The organism is Arthrobacter sp. UYCo732, assembly GCF_040547265.1.
Lineage (GTDB): Bacteria > Actinomycetota > Actinomycetes > Actinomycetales > Micrococcaceae > Arthrobacter.
The window spans coordinates 1-26,843 of sequence record NZ_JBEPPJ010000015.1 but is presented as its reverse complement, the minus strand read 5'-3'; the positions used below and the strand labels follow the sequence as shown (position 1 = coordinate 26,843).

At 65.5% G+C, this 26,843-nt stretch carries 23 protein-coding genes; 2 read left to right on the top strand and 21 right to left on the bottom strand.

Features of this window, described 5'->3' with window-relative positions:
- The first annotated feature begins 88 nt into the window (after positions 1-88).
- Both ABIB45_RS16465 and ABIB45_RS16460 read left to right on the top strand, forming a co-directional pair.
- Positions 89-1,255, top strand: a complete 1,167-nt coding sequence (locus tag ABIB45_RS16465; protein WP_354216926.1) for a DegT/DnrJ/EryC1/StrS family aminotransferase — start codon at positions 89-91, stop codon at positions 1,253-1,255.
- Complete coding sequence (locus tag ABIB45_RS16460; protein WP_354216925.1) at positions 1,252-1,911, top strand: acetyltransferase; 660 nt, start codon at positions 1,252-1,254, stop codon at positions 1,909-1,911. Before ABIB45_RS16465 ends, ABIB45_RS16460 begins: the two co-directional genes overlap by 4 nt.
- A 35-nt stretch (positions 1,912-1,946) precedes the next feature.
- Here the strand turns inward: ABIB45_RS16460 and ABIB45_RS16455 are convergent, their stop codons facing one another.
- The 21 genes from ABIB45_RS16455 to ABIB45_RS16355 all read right to left on the bottom strand — a co-directional run bounded on the left by ABIB45_RS16455 (position 1,947) and on the right by ABIB45_RS16355 (position 26,461).
- Positions 1,947-3,119, bottom strand: a complete 1,173-nt coding sequence (locus ABIB45_RS16455) for a glycoside hydrolase family 18 protein (RefSeq protein ID WP_354216924.1) — start codon at positions 3,117-3,119, stop codon at positions 1,947-1,949.
- 66 nt (positions 3,120-3,185) lie between these two features.
- Positions 3,186-4,013 (bottom strand): polysaccharide deacetylase family protein, encoded by an 828-nt coding sequence (locus ABIB45_RS16450; protein ID WP_354216923.1) that lies wholly within the window; start codon positions 4,011-4,013, stop codon positions 3,186-3,188.
- Positions 4,010-4,489 (bottom strand): hypothetical protein, encoded by a 480-nt coding sequence (locus ABIB45_RS16445; protein WP_354216922.1) that lies wholly within the window; start codon positions 4,487-4,489, stop codon positions 4,010-4,012. Before ABIB45_RS16445 ends, ABIB45_RS16450 begins: the two co-directional genes overlap by 4 nt.
- A 31-nt stretch (positions 4,490-4,520) precedes the next feature.
- The gene (locus ABIB45_RS16440) at positions 4,521-7,286 is read right to left on the bottom strand and encodes a galactose oxidase-like domain-containing protein (RefSeq protein ID WP_354216921.1); all 2,766 of its coding nucleotides are present in this window, start codon (positions 7,284-7,286) and stop codon (positions 4,521-4,523) included.
- On the bottom strand, positions 7,283-8,779 hold the full coding sequence (locus ABIB45_RS16435) for an ArnT family glycosyltransferase (RefSeq protein WP_354216920.1): 1,497 nt from the start codon (positions 8,777-8,779) through the stop codon (positions 7,283-7,285). The genes ABIB45_RS16440 and ABIB45_RS16435 overlap by 4 nt, the downstream gene beginning before the upstream one ends.
- Positions 8,776-8,943, bottom strand: coding sequence for a hypothetical protein (locus tag ABIB45_RS16430; RefSeq protein WP_354216919.1), 168 nt, complete (start codon positions 8,941-8,943; stop codon positions 8,776-8,778). The genes ABIB45_RS16435 and ABIB45_RS16430 overlap by 4 nt, the downstream gene beginning before the upstream one ends.
- Complete coding sequence (locus tag ABIB45_RS16425) at positions 8,943-10,061, bottom strand: glycosyltransferase family 2 protein (protein WP_354216918.1); 1,119 nt, start codon at positions 10,059-10,061, stop codon at positions 8,943-8,945. The genes ABIB45_RS16430 and ABIB45_RS16425 overlap by 1 nt, the downstream gene beginning before the upstream one ends.
- Positions 10,052-10,189 carry a hypothetical protein gene (locus tag ABIB45_RS16420; RefSeq protein WP_354216917.1) on the bottom strand — a complete coding sequence of 46 codons (138 nt, stop codon included), beginning with the start codon at positions 10,187-10,189 and terminating at the stop codon, positions 10,052-10,054. The genes ABIB45_RS16425 and ABIB45_RS16420 overlap by 10 nt, the downstream gene beginning before the upstream one ends.
- On the bottom strand, positions 10,186-10,635 hold the full coding sequence (locus ABIB45_RS16415) for a GtrA family protein (protein WP_354216916.1): 450 nt from the start codon (positions 10,633-10,635) through the stop codon (positions 10,186-10,188). The genes ABIB45_RS16420 and ABIB45_RS16415 overlap by 4 nt, the downstream gene beginning before the upstream one ends.
- 478 nt (positions 10,636-11,113) lie before the next feature.
- A complete protein-coding gene (locus ABIB45_RS16410; RefSeq protein WP_354216915.1) occupies positions 11,114-12,430 on the bottom strand; it encodes a M18 family aminopeptidase in 1,317 nt (438 codons plus the stop codon).
- 27 nt (positions 12,431-12,457) lie between these two features.
- Positions 12,458-13,150 carry a response regulator gene (locus ABIB45_RS16405; protein ID WP_354216914.1) on the bottom strand — a complete coding sequence of 231 codons (693 nt, stop codon included), beginning with the start codon at positions 13,148-13,150 and terminating at the stop codon, positions 12,458-12,460.
- A complete protein-coding gene (locus tag ABIB45_RS16400; protein ID WP_354216913.1) occupies positions 13,147-14,502 on the bottom strand; it encodes a sensor histidine kinase in 1,356 nt (451 codons plus the stop codon). The genes ABIB45_RS16405 and ABIB45_RS16400 overlap by 4 nt, the downstream gene beginning before the upstream one ends.
- A 20-nt stretch (positions 14,503-14,522) precedes the next feature.
- Positions 14,523-15,410, bottom strand: a complete 888-nt coding sequence (locus ABIB45_RS16395) for an ABC-2 transporter permease family protein (protein WP_354216912.1) — start codon at positions 15,408-15,410, stop codon at positions 14,523-14,525.
- A gap of 14 nt (positions 15,411-15,424) precedes the next feature.
- A complete protein-coding gene (locus tag ABIB45_RS16390) occupies positions 15,425-16,387 on the bottom strand; it encodes an ABC transporter ATP-binding protein (RefSeq protein WP_354216911.1) in 963 nt (320 codons plus the stop codon).
- Positions 16,388-16,550: 163 nt separating this feature from the next.
- Positions 16,551-18,047 carry a bifunctional phosphatase PAP2/diacylglycerol kinase family protein gene (locus ABIB45_RS16385; RefSeq protein ID WP_354216910.1) on the bottom strand — a complete coding sequence of 499 codons (1,497 nt, stop codon included), beginning with the start codon at positions 18,045-18,047 and terminating at the stop codon, positions 16,551-16,553.
- A 59-nt stretch (positions 18,048-18,106) separates the two neighbouring features.
- Entirely contained in the window at positions 18,107-19,342 is a 1,236-nt protein-coding gene (locus tag ABIB45_RS16380; RefSeq protein WP_354216909.1) for an MFS transporter, read from the bottom strand.
- A gap of 157 nt (positions 19,343-19,499) precedes the next feature.
- Positions 19,500-21,182, bottom strand: a complete 1,683-nt coding sequence (locus tag ABIB45_RS16375; protein WP_354216908.1) for an ABC-F family ATP-binding cassette domain-containing protein — start codon at positions 21,180-21,182, stop codon at positions 19,500-19,502.
- Positions 21,183-21,293: 111 nt separating this feature from the next.
- The gene (locus ABIB45_RS16370; protein WP_354216907.1) at positions 21,294-23,282 is read right to left on the bottom strand and encodes a penicillin-binding transpeptidase domain-containing protein; all 1,989 of its coding nucleotides are present in this window, start codon (positions 23,280-23,282) and stop codon (positions 21,294-21,296) included.
- A gap of 71 nt (positions 23,283-23,353) precedes the next feature.
- Entirely contained in the window at positions 23,354-24,796 is a 1,443-nt protein-coding gene (locus ABIB45_RS16365; protein ID WP_354216906.1) for a phytoene desaturase family protein, read from the bottom strand.
- A complete protein-coding gene (locus ABIB45_RS16360) occupies positions 24,789-26,255 on the bottom strand; it encodes a glycosyltransferase family 87 protein (protein WP_354216905.1) in 1,467 nt (488 codons plus the stop codon). Before ABIB45_RS16360 ends, ABIB45_RS16365 begins: the two co-directional genes overlap by 8 nt.
- A 62-nt stretch (positions 26,256-26,317) precedes the next feature.
- Positions 26,318-26,461, bottom strand: coding sequence for a hypothetical protein (locus ABIB45_RS16355; RefSeq protein ID WP_354216904.1), 144 nt, complete (start codon positions 26,459-26,461; stop codon positions 26,318-26,320).
- Positions 26,462-26,843: the final 382 nt, after the last annotated feature.

The following is a 26,843-nucleotide window of genomic DNA, read 5'->3' as shown; positions in this document are numbered from 1 at the left end:
AGCTCCGACGTTTCGCACGAATAACCTCCTGTTCCAGACTAACTTTGCAGAATGTGCGAACGCCGCGACCAGGAAAGTGGAGCACCCGATGAATCCGGAAACCGTTATTGCCCGGATCAACGTCATGCAACCTTGGCTCGGTGCTGAAGAAGCCCAGGCCCTTGCTGAGGTGGTCGCTTCCGGCTGGGTGGCGCAAGGGCCCAAAGTCAAGGAGTTCGAGGCGGACTTCAGCGCAGCGCACGAGGCTCCCCACGCCGTCGCAACTTCCAGTGGCACCGCGGCACTGCACCTTGCTCTGGTCGTGGCCGGTATCGGCCACGGAGACGACGTAGTGGTGCCGTCGCTGTCCTACATCGCCATCGCGAACGCAGTGACATATGTGGGGGCGCGTCCCGTATTCTGCGACGTTGACCCATCCACGGGGAACGTTACCGCCGAGACAATCCGCGCGGCGCTGACCTTGGATGCACGCGCGGTCATTGTGGTTGACCACGGCGGTGTCCCCCTTGATCTTGACCCCATCCGGGAGCTTTGCGGCCGGCACGAGATCACCGTGATCGAGAATGCCGCCTGCGCTGTTGGATCCCTCTATAAGGGCCGGCCCGTCGGCACCGGAGCGGATTTGACCGTCTGGTCATTCCACGCTGGCAAAATCATAACCACCGGCGAAGGTGGGATGCTCACTACACACCGGCAGGACTGGGCTGCCCGGGCCCGAACGCTCCGGGAACATTCTTCAAGCCTTGCCGAGGCTGACCGGCAGGGCTCCATACCGGCACCGCCGGAGGTGTTTCTCGAGATCGGCTTCAGCTACCGGATGACAGACCTTCAGGCCGCGGTGGGGATCGTCCAGCTGCGCCGGCTCGCGCAGGTGGTTGCCCGGCGCCGCGAGATTGCCGGAATGTATGCGGCCGGGCTGACCGGGATAGAGGGCCTGCGGCTGGTGGCGGACCCGCTGTACGGAACCACCAACTTCCAGTCCTTCTGGGTTGAGGTGTTGCCCGGTTTCACCATCAGCCGCGACGGGCTGCTCTGCCGGCTTGCCGACGCGGGCATCTCGGCAACCCGCGGCCTCATGGCCGCCCATCGGCAACCGGCATACCGCTGGCGCGAAACCGCCAGGGCACGGCTGCAGCACACCGAACGGCTTGCTGACAGCACGCTGACCCTGCCCGTCTTCCACGAGCTGGATGCGGTCAGCATCAACCGTGTAATTAACACCATCCAAACCGCTCGGACAGGCGTGGGCTGTTGAGTGAGCTGATCCTGATTGCTGCAAGCGGCCTGGCGCGCGAAGTCATGGCGATGGTGCGAAGCAGCGGCCAATACGACGTTGTGGGGCTGCTCGACGATGACAAGGAATTGGCCGGGGTCACCGTGGACGGAGCGCCGGTCCTTGGAACCATCGACGACGCACCCGACTACTTGCATGCTTTAGTCCTTGTCTGTCTCAGCTCGGGCAGGTCGCGCGAAGGTGTCGTGCAGCGGCTCGCTGGCATGGGACTGAACGAGGCACGGTACGCCACCGCGATCGATCCGTCAGTGGAACACCCGGAGGGGTGCAGGATCGGTCGGGGCAGTATCCTACTGCGCAATGTGACGCTGACTGCGTCGGTCACCCTCGGTTCTCACGTGGTGGCGATGCCGTCCGTAACGTTCACGCACGACGACGACGTGGCGGACTTCGCGACCCTCGATACGGGAGTGTCATTGGGGGGCGGCGTCCGGATTGGCCGCGCAGCCTTTCTGGGGATGAATTCCAGTGTCCGGGAGGGGACATCGGTGGGAGAGTACGCAACGGTTGGTATGGGAGCCGCGGTCCTCAGCAACGTGCCCGACGGCGAAACCTGGGTAGGTGTCCCGGCCCGGCAAATCGATCGCGAACCCTTCCGCTTCGAGCGGGGACAGTAAGCAGGCGGCAACCTCGATTCCCGCCCACCCCGGCATCAAGAGCGGGTGGGGAGACCAGGTCGGGGCGACACCGTGACGACCTCGACCGCCGCACCGATTTTGGCGTTGGCCAAAAGCCAAGTGCGAGCCTCGCCATGCCCCGAGAGCACGAAGCCGCCCCTGAGGATGGGTGTTCCGGTCACGGACTCGCCAACCTGGCGGTCGTTGATCTGGATGACCTTGCCGCCCGTCACGGTCACCTCGCAGCCGTACGGGTTGGTGGTCGTGGTTGCCGCCTCATCCGTGTACGCCACCAAGGCATTCCGCTCGCGAGCGATGTCGATACCTGCAAGCGGGCAGGAGGCCGAGCCGATTCTGACCATGGGGCCGGGAGGCTGAGTCGGCGTATACGGTTGTGTCCAGGGCATCGGCTGCTCCGGAATGGGTTTGTCCAGGATGAGAGGGGCAACCTGCATGGCGAAGGCCCATCCCCTGTCAAAGTCGGTCTTATGCTGCCACAAGAACGCCCCTCGGATCCCGGGAAACTCCTTCTCGATGGCCCGCCAGGCAGTGAGGATCTGCTCGATGGAGGAAAAGTTCGCCATGTCCTCCATGCCGAAGCCCACCACGATCTTGCTCGCATCCCCTCCGGCCACGTTTTGCACCCAGTCCCGCGTGGTCTTGATGATATACGCAGGATCGGCCAGCCCCGGGCCGTCATACATCTGCGGCCCGGCGTAGGTCATGAGGCCGGTGGACAGGGCCTCGCGGATCATCGCCTTGTCCTGGTCTTTCCACGGCGCAGGTGGGGACGTGATGCCGAACTCCTGGCCGAACTGGCGCTTCAGCTCTGCGAACATCCACAGATACTCGGCGGTTTCAGGAGTGGCCTCGGCCTCGAACGTGTTGAAGTCCACCCCGTCGATCATGGGGCTGGCCAGGGTGCCGCCGAGCTCGGCGTTGATGCGCACGACGCTGTCCACGAAGCGCTGGCTCACAGTCCGCGAGGAGAAGTTGATCCCTTGGCCCGCGCCGCCCGTTGAGAGTACAACGCGCTGACCCCTGGCGCGCACAGTCTTGATGTCGGCGGCAATATCGTTCATGCCCCAGCCGATGCCCCCCAGGTCGCCGGATCGACCAGCGGCGAACAGGTAGAGAACGTTGAATGACTGCGGGACCTGCGTAAGCCGGATGGCAGAGTTCCAGCGCGTCCAGTAGACGGCAGCCACCTTTCTGGGCAGCCCGGCGACAGGAGACGGCTCTTCGTAGCGGCTCAGACGGACGCCAAGTTCTCTTCAGCCATACGCCTCCAAGACGCGGCCCGTAGCATCCTTGCGTACCTCTGTGGTGGCGCACAGGCCCTTTTCGTTCATCGCGTCCACGATGGCCTGAAGCGAGTAGATGGAGTTGAGCGTCGCCTGTCCCAGGCCGTCGTGCATGGTGATGATTGAGCCGTTCCGCATCCCCCGGATTGTGACATCGACGATCTCCTTGACGCTCGCACCCTCGTTGTCGTGGGTGTCCACGATGTTGTCCTCCTCCTGGGATCCCCAAGGCATCACGAGACGCAGGCCGAGTTCCTGGGCTATTCCGTCCGCTTGCTTGTTGATCGCCCCGTAGGGGGGCCGGTATAGGGTCGGCCGAGGAGCACCCGCAGCCATCAGGACCTCGTTTGTTCGCTCGAGCTGGCTACGCACCCAGCTGGGCCCCCAGGTCACGTTGGTGCCATCGGGCAGGTCCCCGGTGGTCATGTTGCCGTGGTCCCAAGTGTGGTTGCCTATGACATGGCCCTCAGCGAGGGCGCGAGCCACTACGCGCTCACGACCCTTAACCTTGTGGCCGTTCCAGAAGAAGACGGCATCGATGCCGAATCCATCGAGCGCATCGAGCACCTTCTCGGTGTTCGTGAACGGGCCATCATCGAAGGTAAAAGTGACATAGCCACCCGAGCAGTTGTTCTTAAGGGGGCGCTCCTCGGCCGGAACGCTCTGAGTGGTAGCGTTCGTGGCAGCAGACGGCGGGGCTGAGTGAAACTGGACCACCGTATGGATCGCTCCGGTGAGGACGACGGCGGCTGCAGCTGACGCTGCTGCAACGGCCGCCCTGCGACGGGTCCGAGTCATGCTGCATCACTCTCCCCACAGGCTACGCCATCATTGTTGGTGTCCAGCTTCAGCGTGTCCTTGCCACGCTCAACCGTGATGCCGTCCACGAAGATAGTGCGCATCTCCTCGCAGGTCCAGGGCATGTCCATGCCGTGGGCAGCGTGGCTGGGCGGAAAGGCGGGCAAGCACTGCCCGGGTTTGCCATAGCCAGCGACGCAGCCCCCATTCCCGGTGCCCTTCAGCTTCTCGACGTCGACCTGCGGCGCCGGACGCATCTTCACGCCTGCAGCCTGGCCTTGCTTGCCGTCGTTCACGGCCCGAGCTTCGGGCTCGACGATGGCATGCGGTTTGGCGACGGGCTCGCTGACCACCCCATCACTGCCGGACGGGGGCGCAGCTGTTGCCAGCATGCCGCCAGCCGTAGTCGACCATGCGACGAGGAGTGCTACGACGCCGAGCGTAGCGCCGGCCGCAGTCCTGCGCCTTTTGCTCATGTGATGCTGCTTGGTCATCGTCTTCTTCCTCTCATCGGATGTTGATCCAGCGAGCCACCGAAGGGACTCCCATGTCGTCCAGGACTGTGAGCATGTACGGGCCAGGCGGCAAGAGTGCCCGGTTGGCGGGGATGGTGGCGGTCTTAGCAGCCCCGCCCGAAAGGGGCAGGTCCACCAAACGGGCGTTGGTGTCCGTCTGGTGCGTGGCCGACCCCGGGCTCGTGAGTGAGGCGCTCATGACGTTGCCCGCGGTGCCAAGGGCGAATGCCTGCCCGTAGGTCGCCTCGGCCGGGGCTGCCGTGATCGTCGGGCGGTCGCCCTTGAACAGATACGGCGGCTCGTAGACGCTCAACCGCTTCTCGTAGGAGTTGTCGGCCGGGTTGGATCCGATGGCGACGACGCGACCGTCAGGCAGCAGCAGCGTCGAGGCGTGGTAGTTCCTGCCGACCGGGTCTGCGGCCACTTCCGCCCAGGTGTTGCTGGCAGGCGAGTAGATCGCAGCACGCAGAACATCACCGGTCCGGTTACCCGTGGCCCCGTGGCTTGCCAGGACGCTGCGGTCGGGCAGGTTGGTGAGGTTGAGGTACATGCGGCCCTCGCTCCCCGGCAGGTTGGGGCCGGGTGTCCATGCCGGGTTGGCCTGATTCATGTCCACGATGTCCACCGTGTTGGTCGCGCCGCCGAAGTCCGTGCTGCCACCGCCGGCGATCATGAACTTCTGGTTCTGGGCCGGCGGCAGGAGCACAGAGCCAGCCTGGTCACGGAGCTGCGGCACGCGCAGGCCGGGGATGTCGCCTATCAGCGCCTGGCGCCAGTCGTAGATAAAGGACCCGGTCCCGGGCTGCGCGTCACCGAAGGTGTGGCCTCCGGTGTAAAGCATCCGGCCGTCCGCCATGAGGAACATGTGCGGGTAGGTGCCCAGGTAGCGGTTAGTCTGAGGAACTTCGTTGCGCGCGAGCCAGCGGCTCTGGGCGAAGTTGAACAGCTCTGTCGCGGTGGAGCCGCCACCGTTCTCGTCGTAGCCGCCAGCCATCCAGACGTCTCCGGTCTCCAGTTTGGTGAGGGTGGGGTACCAGTGGCCCTCGATCGCGTCGTTCGTCTTGGTGTAAGCATTGGTGGCCGGGTCGAACACGTAGGACGACTTCAGGCCCTTGTACGACACGCTTCCCGGGGTTCCCGCGTAGGCGGTCGTGCCGCCTTGCACGAGGATCTTCCCGTCCGGGAGGGTCACATGCCCGGAGCAGAACATGTCCTCCGGTGTGGGGACGCTTGTGAAGGTATTGGCAGTCGGATCCCAGACGTGCGTCTGGAACGTTCCCGGAAGGAACTGGCCCTCCCAGTCGTTGCCCGAACCCGCGATCAGCAGGATGCGACCGTCGCGCAGCAGGGTGGCGTGCATCGCCCGTCCTGGCATGCTCGACGGCGTGGTCCAACGCCCCGTGGCCGCAAAGCCGGTGGTCGCGAGCGGCGTGGCTGTCCCGGCTGCCATGGCGAACCGTACGGTGGCATCGCCGTATCGCTCGTAATGCTCCACGACAACGGTGTGAGCCCCGGCAGCCACCGTTCGTGTGGTCATGTAGGTTGACGGAGCCTGGTCCTTCCAACCGTCAATGATGATTGTGCCGTCCAGCTTTACGCGCACGCCGTCGTCACCGGTGATCGTAAAGGTCTGTTCACCGGCGGGCAGGTCGACCGTGCGGGTCCACCGGGCCGAGTCGTTGGTTCCATCGAGCCCTGGTCCGGCTCCGGTAGTTCCAGGCCAGAAGAAGTTGATCTCGGCGTCGCATCGAGTCAGGGCGGGAGCCCCGCTCAATTCGATGTTGTCGAAGTACTCGCCGGTGAAGGCGGTGCACGCAGAGGGCGGCGGCGGGGGCGGCGGGGCGGTGCCGCCGGACGCCGGGGACGTCACCGTGGCACCCACCTGTGCGTTGGCAATGAGCCAGTCCCGCGATGCACCGTGGCCCGACAACACGAAGCCGCCCTCCGGGATCACCAGACCCGCCGCGCCAGTGCTCTGTCGATCGTTGAAGGCCGTGACTTTGCCCGCGACGACGGCCGCCTCGGCACCCCACATGTTGGCAGGAGACTCGGTCTGGCTGGCGGTCTTGGTATAGCGGACCAAGAAGCCCGCCGCGCGGTAGATGTCGGTCCCGTCGATCGGCCGGGACTGGCCGTTGATGGTGGCCGTCGAATCGTTAACCGGCGGCGGGGGCGGCGGTGGGTCAGTAATCCCACCCGGGACCGTCACCGTGATCGGCGGCGTGCGGCCGGCAGGCCCACCGGCCGTGCGAGTCCACTCCTCGTCCAGCACATGCGACTCGATTTTGTAGGTGCCGGTGGTCGGCAGCGTGTAGGTCCTGATTCCGGGATGTTCGTAGTCGCCGTCGCGGGTGGTTACCCTGCGGTCGGCAGGGACAGTCCACGTGCCGCGCCAAGTGCCGTCGAGGCGAGTTCCGCTTGACGGTGCGACGGTCTCGGTCATGAGGACCTTGCCCTCGTGGTTGTTCGGGTTCTGCTGCAGAAAGCTTGGGTGGTACAGCCACCACTCAACCTTTACGACGTTGCCCCGGTCAGCTTGGAGTTGGCGGGCCGTGGATTCCAGGGCTACGTCTCCAGTGAGCACATCCCCGTTCTTGGGAGAGATCAGCTGTACATCCACGCATATAGTCGGGCCCACCTCGACCCAGGGGCACGGGGCCGCGTGTGCCGAGGTGATCAGCGCCGACGGAGCGATCAAGACCGCCAGGCTCAATGCGGCTGCGAACTTGGCGGCGCCCTTTCGAAGGTTATTCATCATGCTTCTTTCTTTGTGAAGACGAGCCAAAAGTCGGTCTCGGAGTGCTCGCGGGCGGGCATCGTTGCGGTTAGCTCATAGTTCGGGTTGTCCCGCAGAGCCTGGAGCAACACCGCCTGTCCGGCGTCCTGGTCGGGCGCCCCAGTGCCGGCAGAGCGAAGGATGACGGACTGGAACCGCTGATCCTCGACGGCCACCCTGATGAGATCGTTCCCTTGGGGATAGAGGGAGAAGGTCGTCTCCCAGGTGATCTCGGGGTGGTCTCGCAGGTGGTACTTCAGGGAGTCCGTCGCCGAGGAGATGTAGATGCCCGGCCTGGGGTTGTCCTCGATCACCTGCAGGACGGGCTGGACGCTGACCCAGGAACTGTACATGGCCTCCGAGCGGGAAACCCCGAATAGCAGGGCTGTCAGAAGTAGCACCGCCACCGGGAGCAGCTTCCAGGTGCGTCTGGACAGCTGCGCCAGCGCGTATCCAGCCAGGGGAGCAAGGAACAGTGCGGAGTACGCCATGTGCTTGTCGAAGGAGACGGCCTCACCAAGGATCAACTGCGCGGCGGGCAGCGCCATGCCACCGCCGAGCAGGCCCAGTCCCAGTAGTGCGTGACCCGGCCCTCGCCGGGCAAGCAGCAGTCCTCCGCCCACCGCGATGAGGATGAGGATGCCGATGTCGAGCACCATCCATGCCGCTAGGTCGTCCATGCTGTACGGGCTGAGCGCGGTTCGATGGGTGGTTGTGAACGCGATGCCTGCTGCGATCTGATCTGACCAGGCGAGCCAGGCAGCCCAAGGGATCGCCGTGGCGATGACGCCGGCAGGCAATGCACGCCAACGCGGCGAGGTCAGGAAAACCACGCCCAGTACCACCGGGATGAAGATCGCACCCGTGTACTTCATGATGGGGACCAGACCAAGGATCACACCTGTGGCCATTGCTGACGTCCAACCCTTCTGAACGCCTGTCCAGAGTGCGGCTGCCAGCAGGGCAATGACCAGAGCGTCGAAGGTTGCCAGGGCACCGGCAAAGACGACTGGGCCGGTCAGTGCGAAGAAGGCAGCAGCGAGCATGCCTTCACGGCGGTACCCCAGGTCCGCCAGTGCGCGGTAGACGAAGATTGTCGCCGCCAACACGCAGAGCAGGCTGAATCCCCTGACCAGCAGGAGCCCTCCGAGGGTTTCCAGCACGGCAGCGAGCACGGGGTAAATGAACGGCACGCCGGAGAACGAATCCCCATATGCCTCGACACCGTCGCCCGTCAGCCAGTGCGTGAGGTAGTCGTGTCCTGCGTTGATGTAGAGCGCCTCATCGATGAAGGCCGTGTTGGACAGCCGCAAGCTGAGTACAGCCAGCAGCACCAGCAGCGTCATGAGTGGGACGCGGGCCACCCAGCGCGGCGTGCTCTTGAACTGCAGCTTGGGCGGCAGTGCCTGGCTGACGGCCTCGTTCCAGGCTGGCCGACGGTACGAGTCGACCGGGCGAGTGAGGGTGTCGGTCATGTGAGCTCCCTCCTCGGGGGCAGGGTGGTGTCATGCTTGTGCTTGGGCAGGATGCGGCGGACGGCTATGCCGAGGATCACCAGCGTGAGAGCCGTTAGTCCGGCGGCCCCGGCCATGAAACCGTCGTGCGTGACCTCCTCCAAGAGGCCCAGGAAAGTGTTCATTAGGTCAGCCACTCCTTCTCTCCGCCACGCAACGCAAGCCGAAGCGCCCTCCAGTACGCGACTGACTGATAAGCCTCGTAGATCCACAGCGGGATGATGAGGGTGGCGTAGATCCGCGCCCTCCAGCCGGCGTTCCAGGTGGCGACCAGTTGGTCGAGCATAAACACCGGGATGAGCAGCAGCCATAACGGGTAGAATGCCACCCCCTCGAAGGCCAAGGCATAGACCCAGATCACCAGCATCAGGAGCGGGATGATGGTGCGAAAGTATGTCCACATCTGCACGGCCCAGGCCTTACGGGTGTGCTCCACGAATCCGTAGGTGAACAGGGTCTCCAGCGTCCCCCGCTGCCAGCGCAGTCGCTGGACCATCCAGTCGTGCCATGTCGGCATCACATCGGTGAAGACAATGCAGTCGATGGCACACCGGGGGTCGTAGCCCACACGCTTCAGTGCCACGGTCAGCTCGTAGTCCTCCGTGAGTGAGGACTCGTCGTATACCAGTCCCTTCACTCCCGGGATGACACTGCTGCCTCGCATCTCGGCCACCTTGCGTAGCGCTTCGACTGTGAACATGGTGGCCGCGCCCGACAACACATGGATGCGCCCTGCACGCCGATGCACCGTGCGAAGTCCTTGGGTGTACTCGATCTTCTGGAGGAGGGCCACGCGCGACGGGTGGTCGGCGGCGACATAGGAGCCACTGATCCCGCCCCGCAGCGGCCAGCGCTCAAAGTACGCCATCCCAGCAGCCACGAAGTCGTGGTTCAAACGGCTGTCTGCATCCATCATCAGCACGACGTCATGGGGCTGGAGGGAGGGGAGGACTATGGCGAGCCCCTGGTTGAGCGCGCCGGCCTTCCTTGCGTTGTTGTCCCGGGTCTCCAGGACCTCCACGCCCATAGCCGTGGCGATTTCCACAGTACCGTCGGTGCAGTTGTCTGCCGCGACGAGGATGTGGTCGGGGGCCTGGGTCTGGCGGCGCAGGCTATCGATCGTCTGTGCGATTCCGATCTCTTCGTTGTGGGCAGGGATGATCGCAATCACTCGCGCAGGCGGCGGGGGCATATCGACCGCCTGCGCGAGCGGGCTCTGGCTGAGGTCGTTGCTCAGTTGCACGACGGACCTCCTTTCCGAGCTTCGGAGCAGTAGCGGTAGCCCACCTTGGGCCGCTCCTGCTCGGTCTGGGGCTGCTGCTGCGGCTCGGAAACCGACAGAGCAGGGGTCGCATCGAAGGTGGGAGTCATGACTGCTGCTCCTCTTGAAGTGAGGCCACTAGCACCTGACGGCTCGCGACGGGACGAACCCGGTAGATGACCCGGGACGTGAAGGCGAAGCGGATTAGGAATGCGACCGCGAGGGTCGCAGCCTGGGCGACGAGGCCGGGAATGAGCAGCAGGTCCACCAGGAGCACGAGCACCGGCATCCGGACGAGCGTCTCGATGTTGTTGAAGCCGAAGCTCGCGAGGATGCGCTGCCGGAACGTGCGGCCCTCACGCATGTCGCGGAACACCAGCCGCTCCTGCATGAGGAAGTTGCTCAGGATGGTCAGCTCGGTGGCCACGATCGCGGCCACCAGATAGTGCGTCCCCAGCCCGAGCATCACCGCCATGATGGCCAGGTTCAGGGCTGTGCCGAAGGCGCCGACGGCGGCGAACCGGGACAACCGGCCGACCATCGGACTGATGGTCATTTTTCGTGGTTGACGTCCAACCCGCATCGGTTCAGGGGCTAAGCGCAGGGGCGCGGTCACAGTGCATGTCCTGAAATGAAAGTAGCCATCTTCACCGTAGTCCTGAGCTCGAAAGTGCTGCCGGGGCGTTGTACTGACTTCAAGCTAGGCACTGTGAGAGCGCAATTACCCGCGGGAATGGACACCGGTGCGGGATATCGCTGGGACGTTGTGGAACCTGCGGAAACTGCGGAACCGGCCTTATGCGGGCACGACTGAGCAGCCCTCGGATAACGGGAAAGGCCTCGTGACGCTGCAGGAGGACCTCGCGAAAGCGTCACAAGTCACGAGTGCCCGACGGAAGGAGCGCAGCAGAATGTACGTGCTCACAGCTCGCGCGATGCTGCATACGTACGGATGGAGGGCTATGCGGGTACCCGCACAAAGCTCGCCGGTGGCCACGAAATTCACTTGCGAGGGTGACTGATTTGGCGGAGCCCTACACAGCGGTCCGGAAGAACAGCTCGGTCACCGTGGCCAGCCGGTGTGGGTCCTCCACGCCGCAGAGTTCGCGCGCGGAGTGCATTGACAGCAGAGGAACCCCCACGTCAACGGTCCGGATCCCCAAGCGCGTGGCGGTCAGCGGCCCGATGGTGGAGCCGCAGGGCATCACGTTGTTGGACACAAATTCCTGGTAAGGCACCCCCGCCTCCCCGCATAGCCGGGCCCACAGCGCCGCACCGGCAGCGTCGGTGGCGTAGCGCTGGTTGGCATTGATCTTCAGCAGCGGGCCGCCGTTGAGTACTGGGTGATTGGCCGGATCGTGCCGTTCGGGGTAGTTGGGGTGCACGGCGTGCCCTGCGTCAGCGGACACACAGAACGACGCCGCCAGCGCCTGACGCCGCTGGCTCACCGTGGCGCCGAGGCCGTCGGAGATCCGCACCAGCACATCCTCCAGGATGGGTCCGCAGGCCCCGGAGCGGGAATTGGAACCGATTTCCTCGTGGTCGAAAGCCGCCAGGACGGCGATGGGCGCACTGGCTCCAGCGCCGGGCCCCGCAGCAGCAGCGTGCGCGATCAGCGCCGCCAGCCCCGCATGCGTCGCCGAAAGGTTGTCCAGCCGCCCGGACGCGAAGAACTCACTGTTCGCCCCGAAAACCGCAGGTGCCTGCGTGTCCGCTATGACGACGTCGTACCCGCCGATCTCTGCCGCGTCCACGGAGACGCCGCCGGGAACATTGGCCGCCAAAACACCAAGCAGGTCAAAATCGGATGGATTCCCCAGGCCCCACACAGGGTTCATGTGCCGCTGCTTATCCAGGGTCAGGCCGTCGTTCACCGCCCGGTCCAGGTGAATGGCGAGCTGCGGGAAGCGGAGCAGCGGGCCCGTGGCTGTGAGGTGCTGGGTGCCGTCCAGCATGACCAGCCGGCCTGCCAGCTGCAACTCACGGTCCAGCCAGGAATTCAGGAGCGGGCCGCCGTAGACTTCCACCCCTGCCTGCAGCCACCCGAACGCGCCCGTGGTGGGCTTAGGTTTGAGCTTGAAGGACGGCGAATCCGTGTGCGCGCCCAGGATGTTGAACCCGGTGGTGGGCCCGGCGCCCTCGGGCACTACCCACGCGATGAGGGCACCGTCGCGGATCAGGTAGAAGGAGCCCGCCCCGCCGGTCCACGGCTTACGCTCGTCCAGGCCCGTGAACCCTGCCTCATTCAGCCTGCGTGCGGCCTCGTTGACGGCGTGAAAGCTCGACGGCGAGGCGCTGACGTAAGCGCCAAGGTCCTGAATGTGGTCTGTGGCGGCGGCAGGTGAAGGCATGGTTCCGAGTCTAACGCCGCGCCAGCGTCAGTAATCAGGGTTGCTGGGAACCACCAGGCCGGTTTCGTACGCATAGACCACGGCCTGCACGCGGTCGCGGAGGTGGAGTTTGGTGAGGATCCGGCGGACGTGGGTCTTGACGGTGGCTTCGGAGAGGAAATACCGGTGCGCGATTTCGGCGTTGGACAGCCCCTCGGCCATCGCTTCGAGCATCTCGGTTTCACGCGGCGTCAGGTCTTCCAGCAGCGGATCCCGCGGTGTTGCGGCGGCCAAGGGCCGGGCGGCACCGCGGACGTAGGTTTCCAGGAGCCGCTGGGTGACGCGCGGCGCCACTACGGCATCGCCGCTGGCCACCACGCGGACGGCGTGGATCAGTTCCGCCGGAGCCACGTCCTTGAGCAGGAACGCAGACGCCCCTGCCTGGAGGCCGGCGAACGCGTATTCGTCCACATCGAAGGTGGTGAGGATGATGACCCGGGCCTCGGCGCCGGAGCCAGTGATGGCGCGGGTTGCCTCGATGCCGTCCAGCACGGGCATCCGGACGTCCATCAGCACCACGTCCGGTTTGAGTTCGCGCACCTGCCGGACGGCTTCGGCGCCGTCGGACGCTTCCCCCACAATGCTGAGGTCATCCTCGCCCTCGAGGATGAGGCGGAACCCCATTCTCAACAGCGGCTGGTCATCCACCAGCAGGACGGTGATCGGTTGCGTCTCAGTCATACTCTGCCTTGCAGTTGGGGAATGGGGTCAGGATCCGGAAGGTCGTCGGCCGGCCAGTTCAGGACGGCCCGCACGCGCCAGCCGCGGCCGCGCCGTCCCGCCTCCACGGTGCCCGCGTAGATGCCGGCCCGTTCCGCCATACCCGCGAGCCCCTGGCCCGAGCCGGTGCTTCCCGGGCCCGTATTCCCCGAACCCGGCCCGCCGCCGTCGGGGGTGCCCGGTCCTGCGGCCCCGGCGCCGTCGTCGAGCACTTCAATGGTCACGGTGGAACTGTCCCGCACAATGCTGACCTCCACCCGCCCAAGTGACCTGCCGTAGCGGAGCACGTTGGTCAGTGACTCCTGCACAATCCGGTAGACCGTCAGCTGGAACGCGGCGTCGTCCGGCAGCGCAGGCCCGGTGTGTGAGCAGTACACGGGCAGGCCTGCGGTGCGGAAGCCTGCCAGGAGGTTGGCCAGGCTGTCGCCGGACGCGAGTGGCTGCCGCGGCGCCGTTCCGGCGTCGTCCCGGAGTACCCCCAGGACGCGCCGCATGTCAGCCAGCGCGGTCCGGCCGGTCCGCGAAAGTTCTCCCAGCACCTCGCCGGCGCGGTCGGGACTTTTCCGGACCACGACGGCGGCACCATCGGAGAGGCTGACCATGACCGTCAGGGAGTGCGCCACGACGTCGTGCATTTCGCGGGCGATCCGGTTCCGTTCGTTGACGGACGCCAGGCTGGCAGTCCGCGCCACCCAGGCCGCGACTTCCTGTTCATGTTCGCGCCGCTGCCGCACCGAGATTCCCATTCCCGTGGCGATGACGTTGGACAAGGCGATGGTGGCGCCGGCGGCGATGCTTGTCAGGAGGTGGAAGTCGCCGGGATGGCTGGCGGCGTCGTGGACGAAGGAATTCTCCATGGGACCCACGGCGGCCAGGAGGTACAGCAAGGCCAGAGGGGCGGTTGCCGCGGCCATGGACACCAGGGCGAACCGGCGGGAGTGCACCACCGCCACGGCATAGAGCGAGAACCACAGCCCCGCCGAAACGTTGGAGCCCCACGGGTGGAGCAGTGTGACCGCCACTTCCATCACTGCTGCGAACGCTGCCAGCGCCACCGGATAGGAGCGCCGGAACAACAGTGCTCCTGCCACTGCGAGAAGGAGCGCCGCCGCCAGCCAGGCGCCCTGCAGGATGGCATCCACCATGGTGGGGGCAACCAGGAGTGCGTAACTGGCGGCAACCACCGCATCCATGACACGCGGATGCTGGTAGAGGTACCGCCGGAGCACGCCGCGGCGCTTGGCCGTGATTTCGGCAAAGGACGAGTGGGCCAATCCGGCCGACGCGTCCTTCACCACTACCGCTTCAGTCATGCTGTGAGCCTAGCTTCAGGTCAGACGTCGCGTTTCTTGATCACGATCATCGCCGGAACCAGGAACAGCAGCACGTAGCCCAGGAAAACCAGCCCGCCCTGCCAGGGGTCGAGGACGCCGTCGGTGTGGCCGATGGACAGGAACCGTCCGCCGGCGTCGCTGGGGATGTACTGGGGCACGTACTTCCAGAACTCACCGGGGATCAGCGTCAGGAAGCTGGCTGCGATGGACAGGACGAAGAACAGGCCCACCAGCACCGTGATGCCGCCGGCGGAGCTTCTTAGCAGTGCGCCCAGCGACAGTCCGATCAGGGCCACCCCCGCAACGTATAGGCCGCCCGTGAAGACGCTGTACAACACACCGTCCGTGGCCCAGTCCAGGTCGAAGCCCAGCCCCTGGAACACCGGCATGGCGATCAGGAACGTGGCAACGGCGGCGATGGTGGTGATCACGTAGGAGATCGCAGCGAGAATGATCGCCTTGGCCCCGAAAGCCGGGGTGCGGCGCGGGACCGCGTTCATGGTGGAGCGGATCATGCCCGTGGCGTATTCCGAGGAAATGAACAGGACAGCCAGGGATCCCAGCACCAAGATACCGATCTGGAGGCCGGCGTTGGGCAGGTTGTACAGGTCAAAGCCCGATCCCGGCGGGAACGACTCCGCCATCATTTCCGGCGTCAGCGTCTGGCCCTGGTCCCGCGCCTGCCGGGCCATGGAGTCCAAAAACGAGAACCGGATCAGGACGGCAAGGGCCCCGACGCCGACGATCGCCACGAGAGTCAGGAGCAGCAGGATCCGGGTGGACATCAGGGACCACAGCTTGATCCACTCGGAGCGCAGCACCCCGGTGAACGTCACGCCCTTGGTGCCGGCGGTGGAACGGACCCGGGAAGTCTGGGTATCAGTCATGGCGGTCATCCTCTTTACTTTCCTGCCGTTGCCGGGGCGGTTTCCGGGGCGGGCGCGCCCGCTGGTCCACCGGTCAGGTGCGAGTGGTATTCCACTTCGTCCTTGGTGAGGTCGAAGTAGGCGTCTTCCAGAGACGACAACTGCGGGGTGAGCTCGTAGACCAGGACGCCGTTGTCCAGGGCCACTTGGGCGATCTGGCGCGAATCCAGGCCGGTCACCTCCAGGCTTTCCTGCTCGTTCTGGTCCACCGTCACTCCGTTGCCGGCCAGCAGGGCGGACAGTTGGGTGGCCGCCGACGTGCGCACGAGGGTCCGGACCTGGCGGCTGCCGGCAATGATTTCCTGGACGGGGGCGTCGGCAATGATCTTGCCGCGTCCGATCACGATCAGGTGGTCTGCTGTCTGGGCCATTTCACTCATCAGGTGTGAGGACAGGAAGATCGTTTTCCCCTGGGTGGCGAGGTAGCGGACCAGGTTGCGGACCCAGAGAACGCCCTCGGGATCAAGGCCGTTGACCGGTTCATCGAGAATCAGGGTCTGCGGATCGCCAAGGAGCGCGGCCGCAATGCCGAGGCGCTGTCCCATGCCCAGCGAGAACCCGCCGGCCTTCTTTTTGGCTACGGTTTCCAGGCCGGTCATTTCGATGACTTCGCAGACCCGGGCCGTGGGAATGTTGTGCGTGGCAGCCATGGCCCGCAGGTGGTTGTAGGCACTGCGGCTGGTGTGGACCGCCTTGGCGTCCAGCAGCGCTCCCACCTCGTGCAGGGGGGCCTTGTGCTCGGCGTACGGCAGGCCGTTTACGGTGACCGTGCCCGACGTCGGCCGGTCCAGTCCCATGATCATTCGCATGGTGGTGGATTTGCCGGCGCCGTTCGGGCCCAGGAAGCCCGTCACCTGCCCCGCGTTGACGGTGAAGCTGATGCCGTCAACGGCCATCTTGCTTCCGTAGGCCTTACTCAGGCCTGATGCCTCAATCATGGAGTGTTCCTTCGAACAGCAGCCGGATGGCTGCGGGATGCTGGGACGTGTGGGTGTGTACGCTTCACGCTACCGACGGCCATCCGGGATTTCGCCTGTCTCAGGGATGATTCAGGGTCCAATCAGGGTAATCCGCATGGATGATCAGGGGATTAGCGCCGGCTCACGGGCGGGGCGAGTAGTACGTCAGGGCACGCGGCTCCACCCGGAGCCGGACGCTGCGCACGCCGGCCAGCGCTTCGCCGTCCACGGCCAGTGCCATCGGGGAACCTTCCGATTCAATGTGGACCTCCGTGGCTTCCCTCAGGTGGGTAATCCGTGACGTCGCCACCGTTCCGGTCAGCACCGACCACAAGAGCCGCAGTCTGGCGGACGATTCGTCAGCGGTGATCATGCGGACATCCAGCACACCGTCGTCCAGCACCGGCCGGAACAGCGGCGCGTGGTCCCGCGGGTAGTAGCGCCCGCGCCCGACGTAGGCGATCCAGACTTTGTGCCGCACGCCATCCACGGTCAGGTGGGTGGGGGTTCCCACGGCGAAGGTTCGGAACATGGCCACCACTCCGGCCAGCGGTTTTCCCAAGGCTGGCTGAAGCTGTTCCCGGCGCCGGACCAGGTTGGGATACAGCCCCACGCTGGCCGTGTTGACCATGATGAGTTCGGCCGTCTCCGGGTTTCCTGCCAGCCCGCGTTCCACGGTCATGATGCCCACGTCGGCACGCGCCGCCTCGCCCTTGGTTGCGGCCGCGACCGCCTCCTTGAGGCTCCCCGTTCCGGTATCGCGGGCGAAGTGGTTCAGGGTGCCCCCCGGCAGAACCAGGAAGGGAAGGGAATGTTCGACGGCGGCCGCGGCCGCAGTGCCCACGGTCCCGTCGCCGCCCCACACGCCGAGCGCCCGGGTGCCTTCGTAAGTTGCTGCGCCCTGGATGACTTCCGCCAGACTTTCGGTCGGCGCAACCGACTTTATATGCGCATGCGGGAATACTTCTTGGAGGGCTGCAGCGGTTTCATCAGTGAAGGAACCGCCCAGGGTGTTTACCACGATGGTGAGGCCGGCACCTCCCGGCAGCTCAGGGGCATCCGTTGCGGTGCGCGTGACCTCTGGAAATGGAGGACGGACCGGCCACCATTGGGTGGTAAGCAAGGCAGCACCTGCGCCGATGGCGGACCCGAACAACACGTCCGAGGGCCAGTGCGCCCCGGTGTGGACACGTGAATACGCAACACCAACCGCCGCTGGTGCCAGTGCTGCGCCGAGGGCCGGCTTGACCAGTCCGGCGCCCAGTGCGAAGGCGATGGCGGACGCCGAATGTCCGGACGGCATGGAGGAGCTGGTGGGCTGCGGGTGGACAAACCGGAACACCGGCAGGTGCTCCGGCAGGGGACGGGTGCGCGGCAACAACGTCTTGAACCCTGCGTTGGTCGCACCGGACGCCACGGCCTGGGCGATCAGCCCGTGGAGGGCAGCCCGGCGGGGCCTGCCGGGGAACAGTGCCACCACCGCGGCCGCCCCTATCCAGAGCTTGCCGTGGTTGGCGGACGCTGAGAGCCGGCGGAAGAATGTGTCATGGGTTCCGCCGGGGAACAACGAAACCCTCCGGACCAGATGCCGGTCAAGGCGGCTAATCCACCCGGGTCCTTTTCGCCACTTGGTGTGCATTCCCCTACCCTAATCCCGCGTCGGCCTGCCTTCCTGGACCGGGCCGTTCTTCAAGGCACTTACTTCGAATCCAGCGGCTGATCGGCGGCGAGCGGGGGCCCGGAAATCAACGGCTTCGCGGCTCCGGCGAGTACCAGGGCCACCACAATCGGGGCGAGGATGGCGAGCAGGGCAAGGTGGATTCCTGTGAGGTCGCCCAGATAGCCCAGCAGGGGCGGACCGGCAAGGAACGCAACATACCCCAAAGTGGATACAACTGAAACCCGGGCTGCCGCGTGCTTGGGATGGTCTGCTGCGGCGGACATGCCCATCGGGAAGGCAAGGGCTGCGCCGACGCCCCACAGTGCGGCGCCGATGCCGGCCAGCCACACGTTCCCGGCCAGCACAAACAGGCCGAGGCCGGCAGCCGCTGCGGCCATGCTGGTGCGAAGCACCGCCACGCGGCCGTAGGCGTCAATCACCCGGCCGCCAAAGAACCGCATGGCGGTCATGGCCAGGACAAACAGAGCAAACATCAGGGCCCCGCTGGATTGTGAGGTCCCCAGGCCGTCAACTGTGGCCTTGGCGATCCAGTCGTTTCCGGCCCCCTCCGTAAGAGTCGCTCCCAGGACGACGACGCCAATCAGCAGGGTACGGCTGTCACGCCAGGCTGATGAGCCCTTGACGGCCTTGGGTTCACCGTCGGCAGGAGCCGCCTCCGCCACATGGGGGAGGAAATAGCGGGGCGCAACCAGTGCCACCACCATCACAACCCCGGCGATGACCAACAGGTGCTCCGGGAGGCCGACACCGATGTTCGACAATCCTGCACCGATCAGTGCACCAACGAAGGCCCCGCCACTGAAGGCAGCATGGAACTGGGGCATGATGGTCCGCCGCAGCTTGTGCTCCACGTCGGCCCCTTCAATGTTCTGCGAAACGTCCCACAGTCCGATGCCGATGCCGAAGAAGAAAAGGGAGATGGCGACGGAGGGAATCGATTCCGCTGACAAGGAGAGCGCAATTCCCACGCCGGCCAGGGCCGCAACCAGTCCGCTGGCGCGCACCGCGTTGGCGGTGCCGATCCTGTCCACCACGAGTCCCGCCGTCGGAAGCGCCAACAGCGAGCCGATGGCGGTGCACAGCAGCAGGGTGCCCATCTGTCCCGAGGTCAGGTGAAGTTTCTCCGTGACCGCGGGGATCCGCGCTGCCCAGCTGGCAAAAACAAAGCCGTTGATGCCGAAGACCACAAAGGTTGCGGCGGCCGCTGCCCGGAGGGAGGGGCCGGGAGAGGTACTGGCGATGTCGGTCTTCATGCTCGAATGCTAGCAACCGCTGGCAGTCAGCCGGTTTCCCGGGCCGTCGCGCCCGCGCCCACCCCAAACGCTCTCTCACTTACTGCAGAAAAAACACCACCCCTCTCACCGGTGAGAGGGGTGGCAAAAACGTGCATTAAGTGAAAGGGCGTCCTGGCTAGCGGGCGCGCTCGACGCGCTTTTCGTCCCACACTGGCCCGCCGGATTCGTAGACCTTGCCGTCCGAACCGAACACCAGGAAGCGGTCGAAGGTCCGGGCGAACCACCGGTCGTGCGTCACGGCCAGGACGGTGCCCTCGAAGTGGTCGATTGCCTTCTCGAGCGCCTCGGCCGAGTGCAGGTCCAGGTTGTCCGTGGGTTCGTCTAGCAGCAGCAGCGTGGCGCCGGAGAGCTGCAGCAGCAGAATCTGGAACCGGGCCTGCTGCCCACCGGACAGGGACTCATACTTCTGCTCTGACTGCGCGGCCAGGCCGTAGCCGTCCAGTGCCCCGGCCGCAGCCTCGCGGCCCAGCCCGGAGCGGTGCTCGTCACCGCGGTGCAGGATTTCCAGCAGGGTCTTCCCCAGGAGGTCCGGCCGCACGTGGGTCTGGGCGAAGAAACCGGGGCGGATGCGCGCCCCGAGTTTCACCGTGCCCTCGTGCGGCACTTCGGCGATTTCGACGTCGGACACGGGCAGGTGCTCGCGCTCCGGGTCCGTCCCGCCGGTGGCCAACAGCCGCAGGAAGTGGCTCTTTCCTGAGCCGTTGGACCCCAGCACGCCCACGCGGTCGCCGAACCAGATTTCGGTGGAGAACGGCTTCATCAGTCCGGTGAGTTCCAGCTTCTCGGCCACGATGGCGCGTTTGGCGGTCCGTCCGCCCTTGAGCCGCATCTGCACGTTCTGCTCGATGGGGAGTGCCTCGGGCGGCCCCACCTCCAGGAATTTCGCGAGCCGCGTCTGGGCAGCGTGGTACCGGTTGGCCATGTCGGACCGGAAGGCCGCCTTGTTCTTGTACATGTTGACGAGTTCCTTGAGCTTCACGTGCTCCTCGTCCCAGCGTTTGCGCAGCTCCTCGAAGCGGGCGTTCCGGTCTGCACGGGCGTCCACGTAGGAGCCGAAGCCGCCGCCGTGCACCCAGGCGCCGGCGCCGTTGATGCCCGGTTCGAGGGTGACGATGCGTCCGGCTGCGTTGTTGAGCAGCTCGCGGTCGTGGCTGATGAAGAAGACCGTCTTTTTGGACTCGTTCAGCTTCTCCTCAAGCCAGCGTTTTCCGGGCACATCGAGGTAGTTGTCCGGTTCGTCCAGGAGCAGGAGTTCGTCGGGCCCGGCGAAAAGTGCTTCGAGGACCAGGCGCTTCTGCTCGCCGCCGGAAAGGCTGGACGCCGGGCGGTGCTGTGCGCGGTCAAACGGCAATCCCAGCGCGGCCATGCAGACTTCGTCCCAGACGGTCTCCACGTCGTAGCCGCCGGCGTCTCCCCAATCCGCGATGGACTGGGCGTACCGCATCTGGGAGGGTTCGTCGTCGTGCTCCAGCATGGCGAGCTCAGCCTCGTCCACCTCGCGGGCAGCGGCGGCCAGCGCCGGCGGTGCGGCGGATACCAGCAGGTCGCGGACGGTGGATTCGTCCCGGACCTGGCCCACAAACTGGCGCATGATGCCCATGTTCCCGGATCGCCCAATAACACCTTCGTCCGGCACGAGGTCACCGGAAATGATCCGGAACAGGGTGGTCTTGCCCGTACCGTTCGGGCCGATCAGGGCGGTTTTGGTGCCGTCCGGGACCTTGAACGTCACGCTGTTGAGGAGCTGGGTGCCGTCGGAGAGGAAGTAGTCAATACCGGAAACGTCTATGTGGGCCACGCCAACAATCTTCCCACGCCCGCCCCACCGGAGTTTTTGTCCAGATAATCACCCCTCAAGGCACCTTTCGATGCATTATCTGGACAAAAACTCCGGGATTGGGGCGGGGGGTTAGCCGGCGGCGGTCAGGAACTGCTTGAGCAGCGGCCCGGACGTGGTGGCACCGAGGCCCCCGTCCTCGACAAAAACGGCAACCGCCAGATCACCGTGCACGGCCACAATCCAGGCGTGCGTCTTAGGCGGCGTCTCCTTGCCGAACTCCGCCGTTCCGGTCTTGGCGCGCACGGGTGCCCCCGGCACGCTGGCCAGGAAACCGGCGTGGCCGGACGTGACCACCGCCCGCATCATGTCGGACAGGGCCGCGGCTTCCACTGCCGTGATCGGTTTATCGGACGCCTGGGACGGCGCCTTCGGTGTAACGCTCGACGACGGGGACGCGGCGTCAGCGGTCGGCTCGCCGGGCGTCCCTCCCGTGGCTCCGGCGGCGGGGTTCAGGACCAGCTGCGGTGAGACCGGGGAGCCCTTTGCCACGGAACCGGCCATAATGGCCGCCGCCAAAGGGGACAACAGCACCTTGCCCTGGCCGATCATCGACGCCGCGTGTTCGGTGCCGGCAGCCTCGCCGGGGACGGAGCCGAGGAATGCCGTGGCACCCAGCGAGGGGGCCGCCACTGCTACCCCCATGGCGACGGCAGCCGCCTCAAGCTGGGCCTGGGTGACGGTGTCCCGCGCCGCGATAAACGCAGTGTTGCAGGAGTGGGCGAACGCATCGCGAAGGGCAATCGACCCGAGGGAAGACTCGGGGTAGCCTTCCGAGTTCTTGAAGGTCCGGCCATCCACCTCAAGGGTGGGTGTGCACTCCACCTTCGAATCGGGGGTCTGGCCGTTGCGGAACATCGCCAGCGAATCAACCATCTTGAAGATTGATCCCGGGGCGTACTGGCCCAGCATGGCGGTGTTGTAGCCGTTACTTCCGGGTCCCGAGGCGGCTGCGAGCACAGCGCCAGTGGAGGGCCTGAGAGCCACGATGGCCGAGGCCGGACCCACGCCGGCCAGCGTGCTCTCCGCCAGGGTCTGGAGGTTCGGATCAAGGGTTGTCTTCAGCGGCGTGCCGGGTGTGGGGGCCTTCTCGAAGACCACGCGGCGCGGATCCGCGCCAGCGGCGTTGATCTGTTCCCGGGTGAGGTCGGCCCGGTGCGCACGGATCACCACGGCGTCGGTGCCGCGGAGCTGGGCGTCGTACTGTTGCTGCAGGCCGCCGATGCCCGTTACGTCCCCGGCGCTCAGCGCACCGGCCGAGGCTTCGATCTGCTCAGAGCTGGCCGCACCGACGGAACCGAGGACTGCCCGGGCGAAAGAGCGGCTCGGCGCCAGCGGCTGGCTTTCCGCGATGGCGCGGGCACCCGGGATGGCGTTGATCTGTTCATCAGTGACGGTCCTGCCCTCTTCGCGGAGGGTAATGGCCGGGATAAAGGCCTCGGAACCGGACGCCGAAACCTGCTGGGCATAGGCGGCGGCATCCACACCCACCAGTTCAGCCAGCTTGGTGGCCGACGCGGCGGCGTCGGCGGTCCCCAGGCGAGGTTTGTCGATTCCCACCTTCACAACGGGCCGGTAGGTGACCAGCTTCGCGTCGCCGGCGCCCAGGATGTCGGCCCGCTGCGGCGACTGCGTGCCTTTGGTCAGAATCTCGTTGTCGGCGAGTTCCGGAACCAGCGAGGCCGGGTTCCAGACCGTCAGCCATTTGTCGCCGGACTTGTTGAACTCGGCGGAGACCGTGTACTTCCACTCATCCGAGCCGCCGATCTTCCAGGTGTAGTTGAGGGGAACGGTGGCGGTATTGCCCTCCAGGGAGAGGTCTCCGGTTTCCACTGAGGGCTTGTCCGGGTCGAGGGCTTTGAAAACGTCCAGGACCTGTTGCTTGGCCACGGCGGGGTCTTTGCCGTCAAAGGCAACTGAGCCGACGTCGAGGGCGGCCACCGCTGCCGCAAACTGTTTGGCGGCACTTTCGGCACCCCCTCGGCTGTCGTCGCAGGCCACCAGGGAGGCGCCGAGGATGAGACCAGCTATGGCAAGTGACAGTTTCTTTGAGTTCCCCACGGCGCTATTATCCAACACCGCGGCAACCCCAGACTCCGGCGTGCGGGCCGCAGGTCTACGGTGCGGGATCCTCAAGGTATTCCAAGCGCCGGAACTTTCAGACCGAATATGTCCTTCAAAGCATGTTTCGCTGCGAAGAAGCCGGGCATCCCCGTCACCCCGGGGCCAGGCGGAGTAGAGGACGAACAGAGGTACACGCCGGGGACCGGCGTCCGCCACGGAACGGGGGAAACAACCGGCCGCTGGATGAGGCCGCGCACGTCCATGATGCCCGCGCTGAAGTCGCCGCCAACATAGTTGCGGTTATAGCTGGCCAATTCCGCCGCCGTGGTCACGTGGGTCTGCACCACCACATCGCGGAACCCTGGCGCGAACCGCTCCAGCTGTGCAGTCACAGCCTCTCCCATGTCCCGTGTTGATCCGGCGGGGACATGGCAGTAGGCCCACAGGATGTGCCGTCCGGCTGGAGCCCGGGCGCTGTCGAAACGCGATGGCTGGGTCACGAGGACGTAAGGCCGCTCAGGGTGTTTCCCTGCGGCCACCTCATTCTCGGCCCGGGCCAGTTCGTCCCGTGTTCCGCCCACATGCACAGTCCCGGCATCCGCCAGGTCAGAGGCAGCCCACGGCACCGGACCGGACAGGATGTAATCCACCTTGCAGGAACCGTTTCCGTAGCGGTATGACTCCAGGGACCTCCGGTACTTCCCAGGCAACTGGGCTCCGGCGATGTGCAGCAGTCCACGGGGTGCAACGTCCAGCAACGTTGCCCGTGCACCGCCAAGCTGCCGAAGACTTTCAACCGGCTCCCCGGTGCGGATCACTCCGTCGTGGCCCCGGATGTCGGCGGCCAACGCCGCTGCGATGGCCGCCGAACCACCCAGGGGGACCGGCCAGCCCTGGGCATGGGCCAGCGCGGTAAGCATCAGGCCGGCCCCTGCGGCCGCCAGCGAAGGCAGGTGCGACACCGCATGGGCCGCCACACCGCTGAGCAGGGCTGGCGCAAGTGGCTCGCGGAACCGGGTATTCCACAGCCGGGATCCCTGTTCGAAAGTCCGCAGCCCGAAGAGCGCGGCCGCCAAAGGATCGCGGGGGATCCGAAGCAACTGGTGCTGCGTCAGGTCCATAACCCCCTCGATGCGGCTGACAAGCGGCCCGAGGAGCCTGCTGTAAGCTGCACCGTCCCGGCCAAGCGCCTGGACAGTCCGCTCGAGCGAGTGATAGCCGAGGGCAGCCCGGCCACCGTCAAGCGGTGATCCGAACGAAAGCTCCGGGACCACCAGGTCTATGCGGCGTTGCAGTTCGAAGGCACGGAAGAAAGGTGAGGCCAGCGCCATCGGATGCACGGCCGAGCAGATGTCATGGAGGTGCCCCGGCTGCATCAGTTCGGAGGTCCGTGTGCCGCCGCCGATGGTTGCAGCTGCTTCGTGGACTTCCACAGAGAGTCCGGCCCGGGCCATGACCACAGCGGCGGCCAGTCCGTTGGGCCCGGATCCGACGACGGCGACATCAGGCATTGTGTTTCGCCCGCCATGGGAGGACGGCCTGGGCGGGTCGGAAGGGCCTGAAACGCAACCAGTCAGGCAACCCGTCAAAGGGTCCGCCGTGGGGGTCGTCGAGGTGGTGCCGGCGCACGGGGTCGTAGTTGGGGTCATAGATGTCCCACGCAACCCGAACCATCAAATATGCCGTTACAAGCATATGCAGGGAAACTGCCAGGACGTAGTAAGGCATATCAATATTGTGCTGCGTGGGACCCTCGCTCGTCACCTGCCCCAAGTACATCCAGACGGCAGCCCAATAGAGCCCTTCAATGCCCTGCCAGACCAGGAAATCCCGCCAACGCGGCCTGGCCAGTGCCAGGAGCGGAATCAGCCACAGCACAAACTGGGGAGAGTAGACCTTGTTGGTCAGAATAAGGGCGGCGACCAGCAGGAAGGCCAGTTGGGCCAGGCGCGGCCGCCTGGCGGCTGTCCACGCCACACAGGCCACGGCGGCGCACGCCAGCAGGAAGGTGGCCAGTGCCAGCACGTTGATGACCGCCGGATCAAGGACCTGCCAGCGGAGCCGCCGGGCCACCAGGTTGTAGGCAAACCACACCGAACCGTAGCCGGCTTCCCGGGACTGCGTGGACCCGAAGAAGTACCCCCACCCGGTCGGATTGGCCAACGCGGCAGGGGCGTTGACAGCGAGCCACGCCGCGGCGGCCGCGCCGGCGGTGATCAGGAATGCCCTCATCCGGCCCGTACGGACGGACAGGAGGAAGATGGCGGCGAGAATCAGGGCGGTGTAGGGCTTGGTGGCTGCGGCAAGGCCGAACAGGAGTCCGGCCAGTACCAGCCGCCCGCGCGCAAAACACAGCATGCCAACGGCCAGCAGCCCAACCGCCCACAGATCCCAGTTAATGGTTCCGGCCAGGACGATGCCAGGGGCGAGTGCCACCATGGCCGCGTCCCAGGGGCGCCGCTGGGTCATCCGGGCTGTGGCCAGGACGGTGACGATCCAGACGGCTGTGATCAGCGTGGCATTGACGTCAAAATACCCCAGGATCCGGGCATCCGTGACGCCGTCGCCCGGGATGAGCCAGGCCGTAGCGCCAACGATGAGGCCCATCACGACCGGGTATTCAAAGAGGCTCCCCTGGCTAAGGAACGTGAACGGATCCTCGCTCAGGCCACGGTCCCGGAAGAACTCGGGGAAGTCGGAATAGCAGGTGGAGTAGAACTGACCGGGGGTCTGCCAGCCGTTGGTCCGGCAGTAGCTCTTGATGGCGAGGCTCGCCAACGCTGCCAGGACTGTCAGGATGATCAGCACCCGTTCAACCGTGAACACCCCGGGGGAGACCACGCCGGGCGCCGACCGGGCGCCCATCGGCCCGCCAATCAGTTCCGTGAAGTTCTTCAGCAGCAGGTCACTGCGGCTGGGAACAACCAGGCGGGCACGCTGTGGGCGCCCCGGGTGCTTCGTCTCCTGCATTCTCCGAGCTTACCGGGAGCGTAATGCACGCCGGCCCCGCGATGGACCGCATGCACGCCGGCTCACTTCAGGCCGGATATCTGCTGATGCATCAGAACAAACACATCGTCGCGTTGTTGATCCAGCAACTCCCCGTTGAATGCGCGGCGGTCGGCCCGGAGAGGCCTGCGCAGACGGCTCAGGGCCCTGGGCATCTTCTTGACCATGGCGGCCACCTCCTTTCGAAAGGAAATTGGGCATGGCAATAACGTCATCTAAAGTGAGGACGATAAAAGCGTGAAAAGGCACAGAAATGCCTGAGGTTTATGAATTGTTCGAATATGCGTCAAAAGAGCACGTGAGGATAGCGGCGGCGCGGTACCCAACAACAAGCAGGGTTCCAAATTACAGGGATGCTGCGTTACCGCGTGGCCCGGCAAGAAGGCGCCGCAGCGCTACGCGTGGTTCCACGACCAGGAAGTACGGGAAGCTCAGCCCAAATCTGCTCATGTTCCCTAGGGTGTGTCTCCTAATGCGGTGCTCCAGATGACGACGGCGTGCAGAACGGCTGCTGAGCGGTAGGTGAGAGCCAGTTTGTCGTAGCGGGTG